Source organism: Mesorhizobium sp. GW821-FHT07A06, assembly GCF_059419085.1.
Genome location: NZ_JBWKRC010000019.1, coordinates 1 through 17,780 on the forward strand (window position 1 = coordinate 1; position 17,780 = coordinate 17,780).

At 60.4% G+C, this 17,780-nt stretch carries 22 protein-coding genes; 11 read left to right on the plus strand and 11 right to left on the minus strand.

Annotated elements, in window-relative coordinates; genetic code table 11:
* Both hemA and AC07SZ_RS34000 read right to left on the minus strand, forming a co-directional pair.
* Positions 1-674: 5-aminolevulinate synthase (gene hemA, locus AC07SZ_RS33995; protein ID WP_494917722.1), on the minus strand; the 674-nt coding region annotated here is incomplete at its 3' end.
* 137 nt (positions 675-811) lie between these two features.
* On the minus strand, positions 812-1,636 hold the full coding sequence (locus AC07SZ_RS34000; protein WP_494917723.1) for a universal stress protein: 825 nt from the start codon (positions 1,634-1,636) through the stop codon (positions 812-814).
* A gap of 201 nt (positions 1,637-1,837) precedes the next feature.
* Between AC07SZ_RS34000 and AC07SZ_RS34005 the strand changes: the two genes are divergently transcribed.
* Both AC07SZ_RS34005 and AC07SZ_RS34010 read left to right on the plus strand, forming a co-directional pair.
* The gene (locus AC07SZ_RS34005; RefSeq protein WP_494917724.1) at positions 1,838-2,221 is read left to right on the plus strand and encodes a phasin family protein; all 384 of its coding nucleotides are present in this window, start codon (positions 1,838-1,840) and stop codon (positions 2,219-2,221) included.
* Positions 2,222-2,294: 73 nt separating this feature from the next.
* Positions 2,295-2,585 carry a c-type cytochrome gene (locus AC07SZ_RS34010; protein WP_494917764.1) on the plus strand — a complete coding sequence of 97 codons (291 nt, stop codon included), beginning with the start codon at positions 2,295-2,297 and terminating at the stop codon, positions 2,583-2,585.
* A gap of 106 nt (positions 2,586-2,691) precedes the next feature.
* Here the strand turns inward: AC07SZ_RS34010 and AC07SZ_RS34015 are convergent, their stop codons facing one another.
* Complete coding sequence (locus AC07SZ_RS34015; protein ID WP_056570614.1) at positions 2,692-3,078, minus strand: hypothetical protein; 387 nt, start codon at positions 3,076-3,078, stop codon at positions 2,692-2,694.
* 60 nt (positions 3,079-3,138) lie between these two features.
* Positions 3,139-3,432 carry a lipoyl domain-containing protein gene (locus tag AC07SZ_RS34020; protein ID WP_494917725.1) on the minus strand — a complete coding sequence of 98 codons (294 nt, stop codon included), beginning with the start codon at positions 3,430-3,432 and terminating at the stop codon, positions 3,139-3,141.
* A 318-nt stretch (positions 3,433-3,750) separates the two neighbouring features.
* On the opposite strand from AC07SZ_RS34020, the gene AC07SZ_RS34025 reads away from it, so the two are divergent.
* Positions 3,751-4,023 (plus strand): hypothetical protein, encoded by a 273-nt coding sequence (locus tag AC07SZ_RS34025; protein WP_320412011.1) that lies wholly within the window; start codon positions 3,751-3,753, stop codon positions 4,021-4,023.
* Here AC07SZ_RS34025 and fixJ read toward each other — a convergent pair.
* Positions 4,020-4,634 (minus strand): response regulator FixJ, encoded by a 615-nt coding sequence (gene fixJ / locus AC07SZ_RS34030; protein ID WP_056570616.1) that lies wholly within the window; start codon positions 4,632-4,634, stop codon positions 4,020-4,022. The genes AC07SZ_RS34025 and fixJ overlap by 4 nt on opposite strands.
* Positions 4,621-6,177, minus strand: a complete 1,557-nt coding sequence (locus AC07SZ_RS34035) for a PAS domain S-box protein (protein ID WP_056570618.1) — start codon at positions 6,175-6,177, stop codon at positions 4,621-4,623. The genes fixJ and AC07SZ_RS34035 overlap by 14 nt, the downstream gene beginning before the upstream one ends.
* Positions 6,178-6,377: 200 nt before the next feature.
* On the opposite strand from AC07SZ_RS34035, the gene AC07SZ_RS34040 reads away from it, so the two are divergent.
* The 5 genes from AC07SZ_RS34040 (at position 6,378) to AC07SZ_RS34060 (ending at position 11,313) form a co-directional block, all read left to right on the plus strand.
* On the plus strand, positions 6,378-7,187 hold the full coding sequence (locus tag AC07SZ_RS34040) for a universal stress protein (RefSeq protein WP_056572002.1): 810 nt from the start codon (positions 6,378-6,380) through the stop codon (positions 7,185-7,187).
* Positions 7,187-9,814: a magnesium-translocating P-type ATPase gene (gene mgtA / locus AC07SZ_RS34045; protein ID WP_494917726.1), complete on the plus strand. Its 2,628-nt coding sequence runs from the start codon at positions 7,187-7,189 to the stop codon at positions 9,812-9,814. Before AC07SZ_RS34040 ends, mgtA begins: the two co-directional genes overlap by 1 nt.
* Before the next feature lie 28 nt (positions 9,815-9,842).
* Positions 9,843-10,298 (plus strand): NUDIX hydrolase, encoded by a 456-nt coding sequence (locus AC07SZ_RS34050; RefSeq protein WP_494917765.1) that lies wholly within the window; start codon positions 9,843-9,845, stop codon positions 10,296-10,298.
* Positions 10,299-10,385: 87 nt separating this feature from the next.
* Positions 10,386-10,655 (plus strand): DUF6455 family protein, encoded by a 270-nt coding sequence (locus tag AC07SZ_RS34055; RefSeq protein WP_494917727.1) that lies wholly within the window; start codon positions 10,386-10,388, stop codon positions 10,653-10,655.
* Positions 10,656-10,764: 109 nt separating this feature from the next.
* Positions 10,765-11,313: a hypothetical protein gene (locus tag AC07SZ_RS34060; protein WP_494917728.1), complete on the plus strand. Its 549-nt coding sequence runs from the start codon at positions 10,765-10,767 to the stop codon at positions 11,311-11,313.
* 101 nt (positions 11,314-11,414) lie between these two features.
* Here the strand turns inward: AC07SZ_RS34060 and AC07SZ_RS34065 are convergent, their stop codons facing one another.
* From AC07SZ_RS34065 to AC07SZ_RS34075, 3 genes are all read right to left on the minus strand, one after another.
* On the minus strand, positions 11,415-12,113 hold the full coding sequence (locus AC07SZ_RS34065; RefSeq protein WP_056570625.1) for a CBS domain-containing protein: 699 nt from the start codon (positions 12,111-12,113) through the stop codon (positions 11,415-11,417).
* 131 nt (positions 12,114-12,244) lie between these two features.
* Complete coding sequence (locus AC07SZ_RS34070) at positions 12,245-12,712, minus strand: DUF2231 domain-containing protein (protein WP_244494049.1); 468 nt, start codon at positions 12,710-12,712, stop codon at positions 12,245-12,247.
* Positions 12,713-12,832: 120 nt separating this feature from the next.
* A complete protein-coding gene (locus AC07SZ_RS34075) occupies positions 12,833-13,066 on the minus strand; it encodes a hypothetical protein (RefSeq protein WP_494917729.1) in 234 nt (77 codons plus the stop codon).
* Positions 13,067-13,250: 184 nt separating this feature from the next.
* On the opposite strand from AC07SZ_RS34075, the gene AC07SZ_RS34080 reads away from it, so the two are divergent.
* From AC07SZ_RS34080 to AC07SZ_RS34090, 3 genes are read left to right on the plus strand one after another with little or no spacing between them, the layout of a single operon-like run.
* Positions 13,251-13,520 (plus strand): PepSY domain-containing protein, encoded by a 270-nt coding sequence (locus AC07SZ_RS34080; protein ID WP_494917730.1) that lies wholly within the window; start codon positions 13,251-13,253, stop codon positions 13,518-13,520.
* Positions 13,520-14,185, plus strand: coding sequence for a response regulator transcription factor (locus AC07SZ_RS34085; protein ID WP_494917731.1), 666 nt, complete (start codon positions 13,520-13,522; stop codon positions 14,183-14,185). The genes AC07SZ_RS34080 and AC07SZ_RS34085 overlap by 1 nt, the downstream gene beginning before the upstream one ends.
* Positions 14,185-15,528, plus strand: a complete 1,344-nt coding sequence (locus AC07SZ_RS34090; RefSeq protein WP_494917732.1) for a sensor histidine kinase — start codon at positions 14,185-14,187, stop codon at positions 15,526-15,528. The genes AC07SZ_RS34085 and AC07SZ_RS34090 overlap by 1 nt, the downstream gene beginning before the upstream one ends.
* Before the next feature lie 7 nt (positions 15,529-15,535).
* On the opposite strand, the gene AC07SZ_RS34095 is transcribed toward AC07SZ_RS34090, so the two are convergent.
* Positions 15,536-17,047, minus strand: a complete 1,512-nt coding sequence (locus AC07SZ_RS34095; RefSeq protein ID WP_494917733.1) for an RnfABCDGE type electron transport complex subunit D — start codon at positions 17,045-17,047, stop codon at positions 15,536-15,538.
* A complete protein-coding gene (locus AC07SZ_RS34100) occupies positions 17,044-17,766 on the minus strand; it encodes an FAD:protein FMN transferase (RefSeq protein WP_494917734.1) in 723 nt (240 codons plus the stop codon). Before AC07SZ_RS34100 ends, AC07SZ_RS34095 begins: the two co-directional genes overlap by 4 nt.
* Positions 17,767-17,780 lie beyond the last annotated feature (14 nt).

The window sequence follows — 17,780 nt, forward strand, 5'->3', positions numbered from 1 at the left end:
CCGCGGGGTCCGTACATGCCCACGGCATGGACCTCGTCGATATAGGTCATGGCGTTGTAGCGCTCGGCGAGGTCGACGATCTCCCGGATCGGCGCGATGTCGCCGTCCATCGAATAGACGCTTTCGAAGACGATCAGCTTGGCCCGCTCGCGCCCCGCGGCCTGCAGCAGGCTTTCCAGATGCGCGACGTCATTGTGGCGGAAGATCTTCTTTTCCGCGCCCGAGCGCCGCACGCCCTCGATCATCGAGGCGTGGTTCAACTCGTCCGAGATGATCAGGCAGTTGGGCAAAAGCCGGGCAATGGTCGAGATCGAAGCTTCGTTGGAGACGAAGCCGGAGGTAAAGACCAGCGCGGCCTCCTTGCCGTGCAGGTCGGCGAGTTCCTGCTCGAGCTCGACCAGCGGGTTGGAGGTACCGGAGATGTTGCGGGTGCCGCCGGCTCCCGAACCCATCTTGCCGGCCGCGTTCTGGAAGGCGGCGATGACATCCGCGTGCTGGCCCATGCCGAGATAGTCGTTGGAGCACCAGACGGTGATTTCCTCGGCGCGGCCGTTGGAGCGCCAGATGGCGCGCGGAAACTTGCCCGCGATACGCTCGAGATCGGCGAAGACGCGATAGCGACGCTCCGCATGGAGCTGGTCGATCGCTTCTTCGAAGAACCGCTGGTAGTTCATGTCCGAATTTCCTTGTTGCTCGCGGTTGCGCTGCGGGCATCAGCGACACCGAACTTGGCAATGGTTGGACGTAACCCTTTGTGGGAAGGGACGACCTTGATTCATGTCAAAATCACGACTCCGAGGCTCCACCTTACTCAGTTCGATATGAACCGATGCAATGATCCGCCGCGCAGTACGGAACGCGTCACGCCGCCAAAGGTCATCTCCAGTAGCCGGCTATGACCGTAGCCACCGAGAACGATGAGATCGGCCGCAATATCCTTTCCGATCTGGAGCAGGATTTCCGCCGGTTCGGAGCGGCGCGCATCCAAGATTTCCGATCGCGCTTTCACCCCGTGGCGCGTCAAAAAGCGTTCGACATCCGCTGCATTTTCCCTAGGCCTCGTATCCCCATTGTCCACGGTGGCGATCACGACCTCCCTGGCGGTGATCAGGAAAGGCATGGCGTCGACGACGGCACGTCGCGCTTCCCGCGTGTCATTCCACGCGATCAGGATGCTTTCGGCCTTGATCGACGCCAATGGGTCCGATGCCACGAGTATCGGACGGCCAGCCGCAAGGATGAGGCTTGCCGGATCCACCACACGATGACGGTCGGCCACCAGATCGGCCGTCGGCGAGCCAGTGAGGATCAAGTCGGCCGCCCGCGCATTGAGCGCAAGTTGGCGTGTGGGATTGCCTATTTCTCCGCGCCACGAGGCACGATTGCTGCCGTTGACTATGCTCAGGAATTCCTCTCTCAGGCAGTCGAGGCGACCTTCTATCTCCTCCACCTGGCACCACAACGCCTTGGTCGCGGCCTGGTCATCAGTGCCGGCTGGCAGGGCGAAATGCGGCTCGGCGGCACAAAAGCCGATCAAATCAGCATCTTGCCGTTGAGCAAGATTCCATGCCATCGCGATGCGCGGCGCCGCGATCGCGTCCACGTCCAGTTGAACCATAATCGTCTTGAAAGCCATCGCGTCGTTCCATCTGGGGTTGACGCGAGTTGGCCATCAAATGGAGGGAGGCACCTTGATGCGGGTCAAACGCGCAACGAAACCGGTTGGTACCGGCACGCTCCTACAGTCCGCAAGGCCATAGGGTTGATCCTGATCAAGGACACGACGACGAATGGCGTCAACGTCGCGCTGTGGAGATTCAGAACGGAGTAGTCGATAATGCACACCCAGCCCGAACCCTCCGCATTCGGCACACAATTGGTGCCGATTGCGGAAAATGGCCAGAAGTTCTTCCTTGCTGTCGCGTCTCTTCAAGTACACGCCTTCAAGGCGATGATGCGCTATAGCGTCGAAACGATGGCATTTCTGAAGCATCGTTGCGAACAGGACGTCAAGCTGGCCGACGATCTCATCACCGGTCCGGAGTTCAATGACGCTTTCGACATCTTTGCTGCTTTCCTGCAGAATGCGACATCGCAATATGTCAGCGAAGCCGGTAAGGTCGCCACACTGACCTCCAGGCTCACTTCGGAAACTGCCAAGCGGCTCCGTGAGGAAGCCAGAACCGCGATCGAGGACGCCGCGGCGAAGACAGTCGCGTAGATCGGCAATGCGGAGGTCAAACATGACCATCTTTTACGGGGGTCGTCGTCTGCCGGCTTCTGTCCTTGCACTGATGCTGCTCGGACATGTGCATCCAGCCCTGGCCGATAGCCTGACGGATCATGGAAAGGCGTTGGTGGAAGTCAATTGCGCCCGCTGCCACGCCATTGGGAAAACCGACAAGAGCAGTCATCTTGACGCCCCGGCGTTTCGGACCTTGTCAAAGCGCTATCCGATCACCGATCTCGAGGAGGCCCTCGCTGAGGGGATTTCGACTGGCCACCCGGACATGCCCGAGTGGATCGCCAGCCCCGACCAGATCGACGCAATTATCGCTTACATCAGCACCTTGCAGCAACCGTGATCGGGGCCGTGGGCGCGGCAGCCCACCGAACCTGATGCCTCCATTGCACAATGGAGGCAGTCGATCTGGTGGCTGTTAACGCGCCAGCAAACCGGCGCGTACCAAGCTATGGCAACATCCTGTCAGCTGCACGGAAGTACGACCGGGCATGCGCCACGATCTGGGCCTCCGTGGGATGATCGGCAGGCTCGACGCCGATGATGCGATCCTTCAAGTGGGAATGGTGGTCGCGTATATGCCTTGCCAACTCGTCTTTTGCCGATCCTGGACCAACGATCAGCCATTCCTTCGCCGGCTGCAGCGCCGCGACGATGTCCTGGTAGAAGGACTGGTTTTCCGGTGCACGCTTGCCGTCGACGGTGCCTGCCTTGTTGTGGGTCTGATGATGCGCAAGCGTGGTGGCAAGCCTAAGGCTCTCGGCCGCTTCACGATTGAAGAAAAACACCTTGGCTTCGCGATGGTCCAGCCAGGCAACGGCATGTTGGGTCTGCATATTGATACATCCTTGAGGCTATGGTTGAGGAATGAGCGCGATCAACCCGGTGAGACGTCCTCACGCGGGCTGGGACTCCAGCGTTGCCAGGACCGAGCCGGGTTCGATGACGGTGTTCGCAGTGGCGACAATCGTCGCGCGGCCACTTGCAGGCGCGACAATCTCGTGCAGCGCGTCTTCAACGCGAACTTCGGCTATGCGCTCTCCGGCCTTGATTGTGTCGCCGCTCGTAATGAACCAGCGCTCCAGGATACCCTCCGGCAACATGCTGGACGCCCACAGGGCTTCATCGACCTTGATATAGTGCATCGCGATTCTCCCTATGCCGCCGAATGATATGCGCTTGCGCAGCATGGTCCTTGATCCCGATCAATCGGCGCCCGACGCAAAGTGCTGCAATCGCGCGGCGTTTGACGGCGATCAAATTCTGATACGGCATCCGGCCTTAAGGTCTCCGGCCGTCGACGGAGTGAGGTCATGAAGCATTTCAGGAAGAGGCAGCCGTCGCGATGAGCGCCCGATCAGGTATCAGCGCTGCGTTCGCGATCGAACGGGATGTACGCGCCGTGCAGGTGATCGGCACCGATGACGATATGGCGTCCGCCGCAAGAACTGTTAGCCACATCAGTCCGACCCGCGGCAACGCGCATGCCTGTCCGGCGATTCCAGAAAATGATGCAGATCAATGCGCAACGCACCGTTTACGAAGATTTTGATGCGATGTGGAATCCTATCCTAAGCGCACCGTATGGTCGCGGCCTTGAACTCGCCGTCTTCGACGAGGAGGGGGCGCATGCGCTGGTATTTCCCTGCATAAAGAGCCGCGAAGGTTGGAAAAATGCCGCCACCGGCGTCCGTGTCGACATCCATCCGACCCACTGGCGCGAGTGGGAAGATGAGAAGGTTCAGGCCAGAGCAGGCAACCCTTTCGAAGGTTCTCCCTAGGGGCGGGATTCCACGATCAGCGCCATGCGCACGAGATGTGACAGACTGCTTGCGCCCATCTTGCTCATGACATTGGCCCGGTGGATTTCGACCGTGCGCGGGCTGATCCCCAGATCATAGGCGATCGTCTTGTTGGGCAGCCCCGAAACAAGTCCATCCAGCACCTGCCGCTCGCGCTCCGACAAGTTCGACAGACGCCCGCGGATCTCCGCGGACTGGGGATGCGCTGCATTGACCTGGTTGCGGTTGGCCAGCGCGGAGCGGATCGCTTCGATCAGCATTTCGTCGTCGAACGGCTTCTCGATGAAATCGGAGGCCCCTTCCTTCATTGCCTGCACGGCGAGCGCCACATCGGCATGACCAGTCATGACAATAACCGGAATCCTGTGCCCGCTCGCCCTAAGCTGACGCAGGAGCTCGATGCCGTCTATGCCCGGCATGCGCACGTCGGTGACAATGCAGCCGTCGATGTTGCCGGTCGCCGTAGACAGAAAAGCTGTGGCCGATTCGTGCAGGCGCACAGCGAAGTCTGCTGTGGCCAGAAGAAAACCGAGCGATTTGCGGACGTCGACATCGTCGTCGACCACATGCACCAGATCACTGTCGGCCATTTGTGATCTCTTCCTTCTCTACGATGCGCAAGGTGAAGCGGAACGCGGTTCCGCCGGCTGGCATCACCTCGGCCCATATATGGCCACCGTGCGATTCAACGATGGTGCGGCAAATGGAAAGGCCCACACCCATGCCTTGCTTCTTGGTCGTTACAAACGGCTGGAAGAGCTGGGCCGAAACCTCCGGCGCAAGACCCGTGCCTGTATCGATCACGCTTACCTCGGCCATCCCATCATCCCGGGCAATGGTTGTGACTTTCAATTCGCGGCGCGGCGCTTCGTGCATGGCCTCCACCGCGTTGCGCATCAGGTTGAGCAGAACCTGCTGAATCTGGATGCGGTCGGTCAAGACCAGTTCGGCGGCAGGGTCAAGTTTGTAGCTGACGAGAAGATTCATCTCTCTCGCGCCAACCAAGGCCAGCGATGCGGCTTCCTCGATCAGCGTCGGCAGCCGTTCGACCTGGCGCTCGCTTTCGCCCCTGGCGACAAAATCCCTCAGGTGACGGATAACGTCGCCTGCCCGCAATGCCTGCTCGGCTGCCTTTTCGACGGCATCTCGAAGCATGGGCGCATTCTCGTCCTGGCTTTTCTCAAGCAGTCGACGACTGCCTTTGAGGTAGTTCGTGATCGCCGTCAGCGGCTGGTTGATCTCATGGGCAAGCGTCGAGGCCATTTCGCCAAGTGCTGTAAAGCGCGCCATGTGGAGGAGCTCCTGCTGCTGCTCCTGGATTCTTGCCTCCGCCCGGTGGCGCTCGGTCAGGTCGCGGCAGAAGCCGGTAAAGAAACGCCCGGTACCCGGATGCATCTCGCCGACGGAAAGCTCCATCGGAAAAGTCGATCCATCCTTGCGGGCCCCGGTAACAGTGCGGCCGAGCCCGATGATCCGGCGCTCTCCCGTCGTCAGGTAGCGAAGCAGATAGGCATCATGCTCGTCGCGGTAGGGCGAGGGCATCAGCATTTTCACGTTTTGACCAATGACTTCGCTTGACTGGTAGCCGAACAGCGTTTCGGCAGCGGTGCTGAAGGATTGAATCCCACCCTGTTCGTCGATGACGACCATCGCGTCCGGCACTGTTGCCAGGATCGATCGCAAATGGTCCTCACGCAGCCGAAGTGCTGCGTTTGCAAAGGACAGGTCGCTGACATCCGTGCCTTGAATGAAGATCGCGGTGATACGGCCGTCGTCGGCCTTGACCGGCTGATAGACGAAATCAAGGATGCGCTCCTCGACCGGCCCGCCGGCTGTGTTGCGAAGCCCAACCTTCACCCCGTGGCCGACATAGGGCTCGCCGGTCGTGTGCACATGGTCGAGATGTTCGAAAAACTCATTGCCTTCAAGCTCGGGAAAGGCGTCGCGCACCGACTTTCCAACCACTTGCCTGTGGCCGATCAGCCTTTGGTAGGCGGCATTGGTCAGCTCGAAAATGTGACCCGGCTCGCGCAGGAGTGCTATAAAGCCCGGGGCCTGATCGAACATCTGCGACAACAGTGATTTCAGTGTCGTTCCCCCGGGCGACAGACTGAGCGCTTCGTCTTTGATCACCTGAGGTTCCTGGGTTCGAGACGGTGCTGCCAAGGCTAACTATCACTTCTCGCCGCACGCGCAAAACGGATCGAGCCGCCGACTTCGAGCCCAGATGCAGTTGGCGGATGCAATTGGCGGTCTTTGACGCGCATCAAGGCATTAGACGCGGACGAATGCAATTCATCACGCATTCCAGCATTCAGCGAAAGGCGTCCGCAATGTCTTACAAGTCAATCATCGTCAACCTCGCCATCGATGCGCCTCCCGCACCTATTGTAAAGGCGGGGGTTGAGCTCGCGGAGCGGTTCGGAGCCCGTCTTGTCGGCCTGGCGGCCGCGGATGTTCCGCCCCTGGTCGCGACCGGCGAAGGCATGGTCTACGAAGGCGAGATCATGCAGATCCAGCGGACGGAGATAGAAAAGCGGCTTGCCGAACTGCGTGCCGAGTTCGAGAGGCTGGTTCCCGCGTCGATCTCTAGCGAATGGGGCCAAGCTGTTTGCAGCCCGACCCGGTTCCTCAGCGTTTCGGCCAGAACGGCCGATCTGATCGTTACCGGCCAGGCAGGTGACAATGTGTTTCGCGCCGTGGATGTCGGCAGCCTGACACTGGGTGCCGGGCGTCCGGTTCTGGTCGCCGCAACCAACGTCGAGCACGTCCTTGCAAGAACTGTTCTGGTGGCGTGGAAGGACACCAGGGAGGCACGGCGGGCGATGGCTGACGCTTTGCCTTTCCTGGCAAAAGCCAGCGAAGTCGTGATTGTCACGATTGACACCGACCGCGACGACGGCATTCGTGACAGCCTCGCCGATGTCGCGGTCTTTCTCGAACACCATGGCATCAAGGCGCGAACCGAACTGCTCGCCGGCGAGGCCGACGGCGACCGGTTGCCGACATTCGCACGCTCGATCCATGCCGACATGATCGTCTCTGGCGCTTATGGCCATAGCCGCTTGCGGGAATGGGCGTTCGGCGGCGTTACCCGCACGCTGATCGAAGAGAGCGGCATCAATCGCTTCATGTCGTACTGATGATAGGCGACGCCGGCCAGCGATCCGTCTCACCGGAGGACGGTGCCTATTGGTCGATCGAGACCAATGACCTCCTGCGACGCCTTGAGACGTCTGCCTCGGGCCTGGCTGCTTCCGAGGCGGCATCGAGGCTCGCAAAATTCGGTCGAAACTCACTGGCGTCGACGTCAAGCGCGTCGACCCTGGCAGTTTTTGCCCGCCAGTTCCGCAGCCCGCTGGTGCTGATCCTTATTTTCGCGGCCAGCGTATCGGCCTTCGTGGGAGAGGGCCAGGAAGCTGCGATCATCGGCGCGATCGTGCTGGCAAGCTGCATCCTTAGCTTCACCCAGGAGTATGGCGCGTCGCGGGCGACCGAAGCACTGAAAGAGCGTATTTCGCGCAAGGCAATAGTGTTGCGTGACGGCGCCGAGTGCTCGGTCGCCGCCGAGGATATTGTGCCGGGCGACGTGATCCGGCTTTCGGCCGGAAATCTCATCCCTGCCGACGGTATCATTCTGGATGCGCGCGATTTCAATGTCAGCGAGGCCGTGCTGACCGGTGAAACCTTTCCCGCCGTGAAGGCCCCGGGGCGGTCGGTGCCCGAGGCTTCCGTAGCACAGCGCAGCAATGCCGTTTTCACGGGCACTTCGGTTCGCAGCGGTACCGCAACCATGCTTGCGGCGGCGACCGGCGCCCGCACGGAATTCGCATCGATCGCCGCGGCACTGGAGCGGAAGATCCCGGAAACGGGATTTGCCCGGGGCATAAGACAGTTCGGCTATCTGATGACCGAAATCATGCTGGCGATTGTCATCATGGTGTTCTTCGCCAATCTGATGCTCCATCGACCTCTGATTGAATCGTTGCTGTTCTCGCTGGCACTCGCCGTAGGCCTTACGCCCGAACTCCTTCCGGCCATCATCAGCGTGACGCTAGCCAGGGGCGCCCGCGCCATGGCCGCCAATGGGGTCATCGTGCGCCGTCTCGATGCCATCGAGAATCTGGGCAGCATGGATCTGCTGTGCACCGACAAGACGGGGACGCTGACGGAAGGCGTTATCCACCTGGATGGATGGCTCGATGTTGATGGCAGTCCGTCAACCGACATTCTGCTCTGGGCACGTCTCAACGCGACCCTGCAGACAGGACTGAAGAACCCGCTGGACGAAGCAATCGCCGGCGCGCCGGGCGAGGGCGCATCATTGGCGGCCTTCACGAAAGTCGACGAAATCCCCTATGATTTCATTCGCAAGCGACTATCCGTTGTCGTGCGGACCAAGGACGCCCAGGACCTTCTGATTACCAAAGGCGCCGTACAAAATGTCCTCGAAACCTGCAGCTTCGTCCGAACGGCCAAGGGGCTGGAACCCCTCAATGAAATGTACCGTGCGGCAATCGACGAAAAATTCCGACGCTGGAGCGCGGACGGCTACCGCGTTCTGGGCCTGGCAATCCGTCGGTTTGAGAGCCAGAAAACGTTCAGCAGGAAAGACGAGATCGATCTCGCCTTCGCGGGCTTCCTGCTTTTCCTCGACCCGCCAAAGGAGGGCGTCAAGGAGACGCTTGCCGAGCTCGCCCACCGCGGCATCGCGGTAAAGGTCATTTCGGGTGACAACCGCTACGTTGCCGCGCATCTCGCGCAGGCGATCGGCTTGTGCGCTGACAGGATCATGACCGGCGAGGATCTGTCGAAATTGACGAAGAGTGCGCTCTTCGCGGGCGTGCAGCACACCGATCTCTTCGTCGAGATCGACCCCAACCAGAAGGAGCGCATCGTTCAGGCCTTGCGGAGCAGGGGCCATGTCGTTGGCTATCTCGGCGATGGTATCAATGACGCCCCAGCCCTCCATGAGGCCGACATCGGCATCTCTGTCGACAGCGCTGTCGATGTGGCGCGCGAGGCGGCTGATATCATCCTACTCAAACAGGATCTGGGCGTGCTGGTGCGCGGCGTCGACGATGGCCGCAAGACCTTCGCCAACACGATGAAGTACATTTCCATCACCACCAGCGCCAACTTTGGCAACATGATCAGCATGGCCGTCGCCTCGCTTTTTCTGCCTTTCCTGCCGCTGCTGGCAACGCAGATCCTGCTCAACAACTTGCTTTCCAGCATACCCTCACTTGCGATTGCTACGGACAATGTCGATGCCGAGCAGATGCGGCGACCCGGCCGCTGGGATATCGGGTTCGTGCGGCGATTCATGGTCAGTTTTGGATTGGTCAGTTCACTGTTCGATTTCGCGACCTTTGCCTTCCTGTTACTTGTTGCGCACGCGGGACCTGCAGCCTTCCAGACCGGCTGGTTCGTCGAGTCTCTGATGACCCAGCTGGCGATTGTGCTCATCGTGCGCACGCACAAAGCGTTCTGGGCGAGCCGTCCAAGCCCGTTGCTTGTCTGGCTTACACTTGCTGTGGCGATTGTCGCGATTGTCTTGCCCTATGTCCCCTTTGCGGGATGGTTCGGTTTTGTGCCGCTGCCATTTCGGGCACTTGCCGGACTCGTCGCGATCACCGGGCTTTACATTGTCGTTTCAGAAGCAACCAAACGCTGGTTCTTCTCGCATGGCAGCCGCTTCTCGCGCCGGCACGGGGCAGGGCAGGGCATCGACGGGAAGGCCATGTCGCGTTCAGCCCTGGCGCAATGAATATGCTGCCCGAGGGTGGTTTACGGCGATGATCAAAAGGAGTGCGGGCATCCTGCCCTACCGCAGATCGAATAACGACCTGCAGGTGCTGCTTGTCCATCCAGGCGGCCCGTTCTGGCAAAGACGCGATCTTGGCGCCTGGTCGATTGCCAAAGGCGAGCATGACGAAAGCGAGCTGCCCGAGGCAGCGGCACGGCGCGAATTCACGGAAGAGACAGGCTGGGAGCCCAACGGAGCCCTGCTCACTCTGGGTGAGTTGCGCCAGCGAGGAGGCAAACTCATCACGGCATTCGCGTTCGAAGGCGACTTCGATACGGCGACGTTGCGCAGCAACCTGTTTGAGATGGAATGGCCGCCACGAAGCGGCCGGGTACAATCGTTTGCCGAGGTCGACCGTGGTGAATGGCTCGATTTGGCACTGGCCAGAGACAAGCTGGTTGTCGGTCAACGGCCTTTTCTCGACCGCCTCGCCGCTTCGGTTTAGTGCGTGTCAGCTGATCGCCTGTTGATCGAGATCAACGCCGCCTGCCGCCAACATGCCAATGATGGCCAGTAGGCAGGAGTGACCACCATGACCTTTCTCGATTACCTGATTTCAGTCGACGCCAGAACCACCTTGATGGACCGCATGATGCGGAAGCTCGGCGTCGATAGACAATTGAAAGTCGTAGCCGACCATGCTGCCGTCACCAGCCGGGCCGTGGATCGCTGCCGTTCCTGCGGGCATCAGGGCGAATGCTCGGTCTGGCTCGATGAACACCAGCAAGCGGATAACCCGCCAGACTATTGCCGCAATGGCGACCTGATCGCTCGACTGCAGCACGCGGCCGGCCAACGGTAGCCATTCGAGTACTCAGCCTGGACGATGTCGTGCTGTCCGTGATTTGACGAGAGTCAACGCAAACCAAGTTTTGCAGTTGATAGGTTTGCATTCCACGGGACCGGGCAGTTTGGACACGCTATTTTTTCTGGAAGCATTCCTGCTCTTTGTCGCGCCAGGACCAACCAACGCTCTTTTGATGGCGGGGTCGGTCAAGCGAGAGAAAGCGGTCAAGCTCTTGGCCGCTCAGGCATGCGGATACGGGATCGCATCCGCATGCTGGTTTTCGCTGCGTCCCTTCGCGTCGCCCGACGCCATTCAAATACTCAGGCTGGCAGCAGCCGGATGGCTAGTGGTTCTTGGCCTGAGTCTGATAATCAGCGCACGGATCAACGTTTCCAAAAATGGCGACGCCATTTCTGTTGCGGCGACCAGTGCTCTCAATCCGAAGGCCTTCATTTATTGCCTGGCTATCGTGCCGATGAACACCGAACCGCGCGCGCTGGGGATGTTCTGGATTGCGCTCCTGGTGATGACAGCCGCCACCGGATCGGTGTGGCTTTTGCTGGGTCGGCGCCTCAGCGGAGGCAAAACAACGGTAGAAAGAGTTGTGGGCGCGGCGCTTATTGCCTTTGCCCTGTTACTGCTTCGACCGTTGATACCCCTGGTCGCGACCTAAAGCGCGGCGAAGCCTTGGGCGAGGACTGGCAACTCACTCAGCCAAAGGCACCTGGCTTCGATCAATGTCGTGTACCGGCAATCTGGCTAGGATTGCCCTAGCTACGAAACAAGGACGACCGACACAGGATCGGCGCAGAAGAGATTATCCTTGACAACATTGACACCGGCGACGTTTTCGGCGGCGACTATCGCTGCCTGGCGCTCGCGTTCGTCGAAAATGGCGCCGCTCAGCGTCACCACGCCCTCGTCCACCATTACGTTGATCAAATCGTTGCCGGCCCATTTCCGCCTCGCAAGCTCGGCGGCGATGTTGTGGCGGATCTGTTCGTCATCGATGACCGTAGCGGCGCCATCCGGAAGGACGCCGAGCAATGCCCGCAGAAGATCAGAGCGGGTGACGATGCCCACGACTTTCCCGCCGTCGATGACCGGAATGCGTTTAACATGGTGACGCGTCATGAGCTCGACGATTTTCGCGAGCGATGCCGCAGGGGATGCCGTGACGACATCTTGCGACATCACCTCCTCAACCCGTCGGCCATTGGCGCGGACATATTCGTCGGCGGCCTTCCCAGGGCTGACGAGAAACTCCAGCCACCGCGAGCGCTTGCGCTCCGTGCCCAGTTCTCCCCGGCGCAGGAAATCGCCCTCGCTGACGATCCCCACCAGCCTGCCGTCGTTGCGAATGACGGGGAGGCCGCTGACCTTTTTGGAAAGCATCAACCCGGCAGCCTCGGCGATCGATGCGGACGGGTCTATGCCGACGACTGGCTTGCTCATGATGGCTTCGGCTTGCATGTTCGCTCTCCCGAGTTTTCCAACCTCCGGCTTCTTAGATTTCACCCGCACGAAGCGCCTTGATCTGAATCATTTTTCCGTCGAGGCAAATGGTCCAAAGCTGGAGCCGTGAATTACGGGGCGCGAACCGGTCAACCAGTGATCGCGGCCTTGGCGACGTTCACGCCAAGTTCGTAGACAAGCAGTCCACCATAGTAGGCCGTCGCAGTGACCAGAAATGCTCCGCAAACTTCGATCAGAGGAATGGCGATCGTTACAACCCGCATGTCACGGTTCCGCAGCCAAAGCGCGAGCCGCACGATTCCCCAGATCAGAAAAGCAAAGGCTGTGATCCCTCCCAGGCTTTCATGGATCTCCGCGACATCGCTGCTGAATCCGGCCGCTTCGGCATGATCCAGCGCAAGACCTCCGAAGAACCAGGTCCCCATAGCGAACATTCCGGCAGCCAGGGCCACAAAAGTAGAGATCGTGCCGGCTCCCGATCTCCTGGTGACGGCGCTGCCGCCAACGAGCGCCACAAGGTCGATAGCCACGAGCAGGTAGATCAGAACAATGGGAAAATGAACAAGCATGGGGTGGATATGTTGAATGGGGATCACGAAACTCTCCAGAAATTGGCAGGGGACTTTAGATAATTTGCCGGCTTTGCAGCGAGCCGTGGCCCACGACATTGGCAAGCGTCATGTGCCGTGGTGGGCCATGCACAGCGAAGGGAAGACCTAGTCGTTGTCGTCGGCTTCATCGCCCTGTTGGTCGTCGCATGCATCGCCGCCACCCTTGATGGCTTTCGGGGTGGAGGCGTCCAGCATGGGGATGGCCTGCAGGTCGATCGGGCCTGACGGGGCAACAGACGATGGCGCCCCACAAAATCCTTCGTCCGATTCAGCGGCCGCCGGCAGGACAAAGATCGTGAGGCTTGCAAGTGCCGCAAGGATAAGCATGGAATTGCGCATGGTCTCGTATCCTTCTCAGCGCGGCCATGATTGGACGCGATAATGCCCTGATATGAACCCTTTGCTTGCTGTAGGCTGAGGATAACTGACAGCAAATTGAAAGCTGCAACGTGCGACATGCCTGCCGATGAAAAGACAATGGAAGCGTTTGGCGGTGCTGGGTCTCGCGGGACTTGTCCTGGCAATGCCTCTCGCTGTCCGTGCCGACGAGGACGATGACGGCGACCATGACCGGGCGCGGGATTTGTACGAGCGCGGCGAAATCAAGGGCCTTGCCAATATACTGGACGTTGTCCGCGCCAAAGCTCCCGGCGATGTTGTTGCGGTCGATCTCATCCGCAAGGCCGACAGATGGGTCTACCGGTTTCAGGTCGTCGGTGCCGATGGCCGGCGAAAGACCGTCGACGTCGACGCCGGCGCCGGTGTGATCATGCGCGACGGGGAGGGCGACTGATGAAGATCCTCTTGGCCGAAGACGAGCCCCGTATCGCCGCCGATATCGCGACCGCCCTCAAGGCGTCCGGAATGGCGGTCGATATCGTGAAGGATGGTGAAGCTGCCTGGTTCGCAGGCGATGTCGAGAATTATGACGCCGCGATTCTGGATCTCGGATTGCCCAAGCTCGATGGTCTGACGGTCTTGAAGCGTTGGCGGGCCAATGAGCGCAGGTTTCCGGTTCTCATCCTGACCGCAAGAGGCATGTGGACCGAACGCGTCGACGGCATCAATTCCGGTGCCGACGACTATCTTCCCAAGCCTTTTGAAATGGAAGAACTGCTCGCCCGGTTACGGGCAATCCTGCGTCGCTCGGCGGGACAGGCAGCACCCGTGCTGAAGTCTGGTCCTTTGCTCCTGGACACGCGCCAGATGCGCATCTCGCTCCGTGGCATTCCTATTTCTCTTTCGCCTCTGGAATACCGGCTGCTGGCGTTTCTGATGCACCACGCCGGAAGGGTCGTGGCGCCTACCGAGCTTGCCGAGCACTTGTACGATTCAGGCAACGACCGCGATCCGAACACGATCGAGGTCATAGTCGCGCGGTTGCGACGGAAGCTCGGAGGCGACATCATCGAAACGCGCCGCGGATTCGGGTATTTGATACCTGACGATTCCCGCTGATGGGCAACTCGATCCGCTTCAGGCTCTGGTTGGCGGCAACGATCTCGATCCTGGTTGCTCTTGCCATCGCCGGTATCGGACTGCGCTATCTATTCGAACTGAATGTCGAGCGGCGCGTCGTCAGTGAGCTGACCGTCGACCTGAACGACCTTATCGGAGCGACCAGTTTCACCGCCGATGGCCGGCTTTCGGTCCAGGCGGGCTTGGCTGACCCGCGTTTCGCCATCCCCTTTTCCGGTCACTACTGGCAAGTACTGGATACCGGCTCGGGCAGCCTGGTCCGGTCGCGTTCGTTGTGGGATGCGACACTTGTCCTGCCTGAGCGCGCAACTGCTGGCGTGCTCAGAGAGATCAAGGAATTCAAAGGGCCGCAAGGGGAACTCACCATCGCCGTCGAGCGCACCATCATCGACGCCAGCGGCCGCTCGTTTCGGGCCATCGTGGCCGAAGACCACCAAACCGTGAAAGAATCCGTCGACGGGTATGTCCGCGACCTGGCGCCTGCCCTGATCTTGCTCGCCATTGCGCTCATGGCTGCCTTCTTCATTCAGATCACCGTTGGTCTAGCGCCTCTGGAGACCTTGCGGGCCGCCGTCGGAAGCGTGATTGCTCAGCGAACTGCACGCCTCGAGGTGACCGCACCAAGCGAGGTGCAGCCGCTCGCGGACGAAATCAATCGTCTTCTCGACGCCCAGGAGAGGGCACTGGCGCGCGCCCGGTCGCGCGCCACCGATCTGGCGCACGGTCTCAAGACGCCTCTGCAAGTGCTGTCGGCGGACATCCGCGCTTTGCGAAAGAAAGGCGAGACGGAACTGGCCAACGAGATTGAGAAGAGCGCTGGGGCGATCCGGCGCCATGTCGAGCGGGAGCTCGCGCGCGCCCGACTCGCGCCAGGCGTCTCTGGCAAGGCATCCTGCCGGGTCTCGGACGTTGCGACTGGTATCATTGCCGTCGTCAAACGGACGCCAAGCGGCAAGCAGCTTTCATTCAATATGGACGTCGCGGCAGAACTGGCGGCGCCAATTGACGAGGGTGACTTGTCAGAGATCCTCGGCAATCTAATCGAAAACGCTGCGCGCTACGCAAAGTCGTTAGTCCGTGTCGATGCATCCGCCACGACTGCCGAGGTGATCGTTACCGTCGCCGACGATGGCCCAGGTATACCAGATGCCGATCGCGAATCCGCCTTGTCGCGCGGCGTCCAACTCGACAGCAAGGGCGGCAGCAGCGGCCTTGGCCTGGCAATCGTTTCCGACATCGTCGAAGCTTACGGCGGACGCCTTGCCATGGCCAACGCCGATCCGGGCCTGGTCGTGACCATTGCCTTGCCGCGACACGGTTGAGCGTGCTTCAGGCAAAACCTGGAAAATAGTCGACCTTTATCTTCGAGCGGCGAACGCCCATGGCCAGCAGCTTCTGGCGCAGCGCCTTGACCATCGCCTGCGGGCCGGAAATGTAGAAGGTGCGCTCGAGGTAGTCGGGTATGGCCAGACGTATCAGGCGCTCGTCTATGTATCCGGGATATTGCCCGCGCTCGCCGCCGCGCGCCACAGCGTGGATCGTCTTGATGCCAAGTTCCTGCCTGGCCGCGCCAAGCACGTCGCGATAAGCGATATCCTGCTGGCCTTCGGTTCCATAGAGAATGACGATCGGTCGCCGCTCCTTGCGGTCGAGCAGATATTGCAGCATCGAGCGGAACGGCGTGATGCCGATGCCTCCGGCCAGGAACGCGATCTTGGTTTCGCGCCGGGCGGGCAGCGTGAAATTGCCGGCCAGTTGCGCGGCATGGATCGTGCTGCCTGGCTTCATGGTCAGCAATTCGCGCTTGAAGGCACTTGATCGCGGATAGAACTTGACGCCGAGGCGGACTGTTTCCTCCGTCGGCGCCGAGGCGACAGTGAAATAGCGGCGGTTGCCGCGATTGTCTGCACGATCGAGGCCAAGCGTCCATTCGAGATACTGGCCGGCCTCGAAGGCGAGCTTGCGGGGCGAGCGGAAGACGAAGTCAAAGCTGTCGTGGGCCGATTGCTCGATGCGTTCCAAGGTCAGCACGAAGCGCCCCTTGGGACCCGCCGCATAGGCGAACAGGTTGCCGGCGAGCAGCGCCAGTTCCGGGGTGAAATAGAACGAGCCGACATGGATGTTGGGCGCAAACAGAAAGCCGACGATGGCGGCAAAGGCGATACGCGGCCAACGCATCGTCGGCGCGGTAAGCGGCTCTGTCAGCATCACGAAGGCAAAGAACAATACAGGCGACGAACCCAGTGTCTCCGTAAGCGCGGTCCAGTATTGCGACGGGTCGCTGGTTGCCAGAATGGTTGCCAGTGCCACGACAACGAAGGTCGAGACAAGATCAAGCCGGCGCAGTTTGCGAACAATGAGCATGCCACCGATGAGGACGAGCGGAAGCAACGGCAGATTGCCGCCGATCCACCAGGTGGCTGGTTGGTCGAGCAGCAGCGCGGACAGCGCCACACCCAAAGCAGCCGGGTTGAAAAGGTGCTTCCGTCCGACGGCGAGAATGAATTTGGATGAAATCGCCCAGACAGACGCGAACGCCACCGCCGCGATCCCCTTGATGTCCGTGACCGCAACCGGATCGAGGATAAGCGCCAGGATGAGTGCGGTGATGTAGACGGACTCGTTGTTGGCCGGGACTTTGAACACATGCGTAAAGACCTTGTTGGTGATCCAGCAGGCGGCCAGCGCAAGCGCCGTGGTGAAGGCAAGCGCAATCGGATCATGTGGCACCAGCTTGACGAAGCCGAGCACGAACGCCGCGCCGACCAGTGTCATCAGATAGTAGAGGACCAGCCTGTACATGGTCAGGTGATCGAGAAATCGGTCGATGGTCTTGATCATGGCAAGCAAAAGGCTCCGAACCCGGTTGTCGGCGTGGCGCGGCCATTGGCGGCGACGAGATAGCCCTCCAGGCCGGGCGTCTGCTCGATGAAGAGAATGCCGTCCCGCCCCATGGCGAAGGCCGCTGTGGCGAAACGATCGGCTTCGAGCACATCGGCGCCGATCACGGTCAGGCTGACGATGTCCTGGATCGGAATGCCAATTCCGTGCGGATTGTAGATGTGTTGACCGCGGACATAGGTGCCGGAGGTTGCGACGCCGCGACCGCGGGGATAGACGATCTTTACGATCTCGTCCGCGTTGAAGGGGTTGCGGATGCCGACACTCCAGTCATGACCCGAAGCATTCTTGCCGCAGGACTGGACGTCGCCTCCCGCCTCAATGAAGAAATCGCTGATGCCGGCCCGCTGAATGATGGCTGCCGCGTTGCGGATGGCCCAGCCCTTGACGATACCGGAAGGATCGAGCGACCCGTCGGGCTTGCGAATGTCGAAGTATCCGTCCGTCTCGTCTTTCGTCTGCCGCGCGAGAGCAAACACTTCGGTCATCTCGCCGCTCCAGTCGACGACCGGAACGTCGCCGCGGTTGATGGCCGTGATTTCGCTGTCGGTCCGGTATGTGCTGAAGCGCCGGTCGATATGCTCGAAATAGCCGAAGACCGTCTCGATCAGCTCACCGCTCGACGCGTCGCCGATGTCGACCGTAACGGGCATTCCCATCAAAATACGCGTTT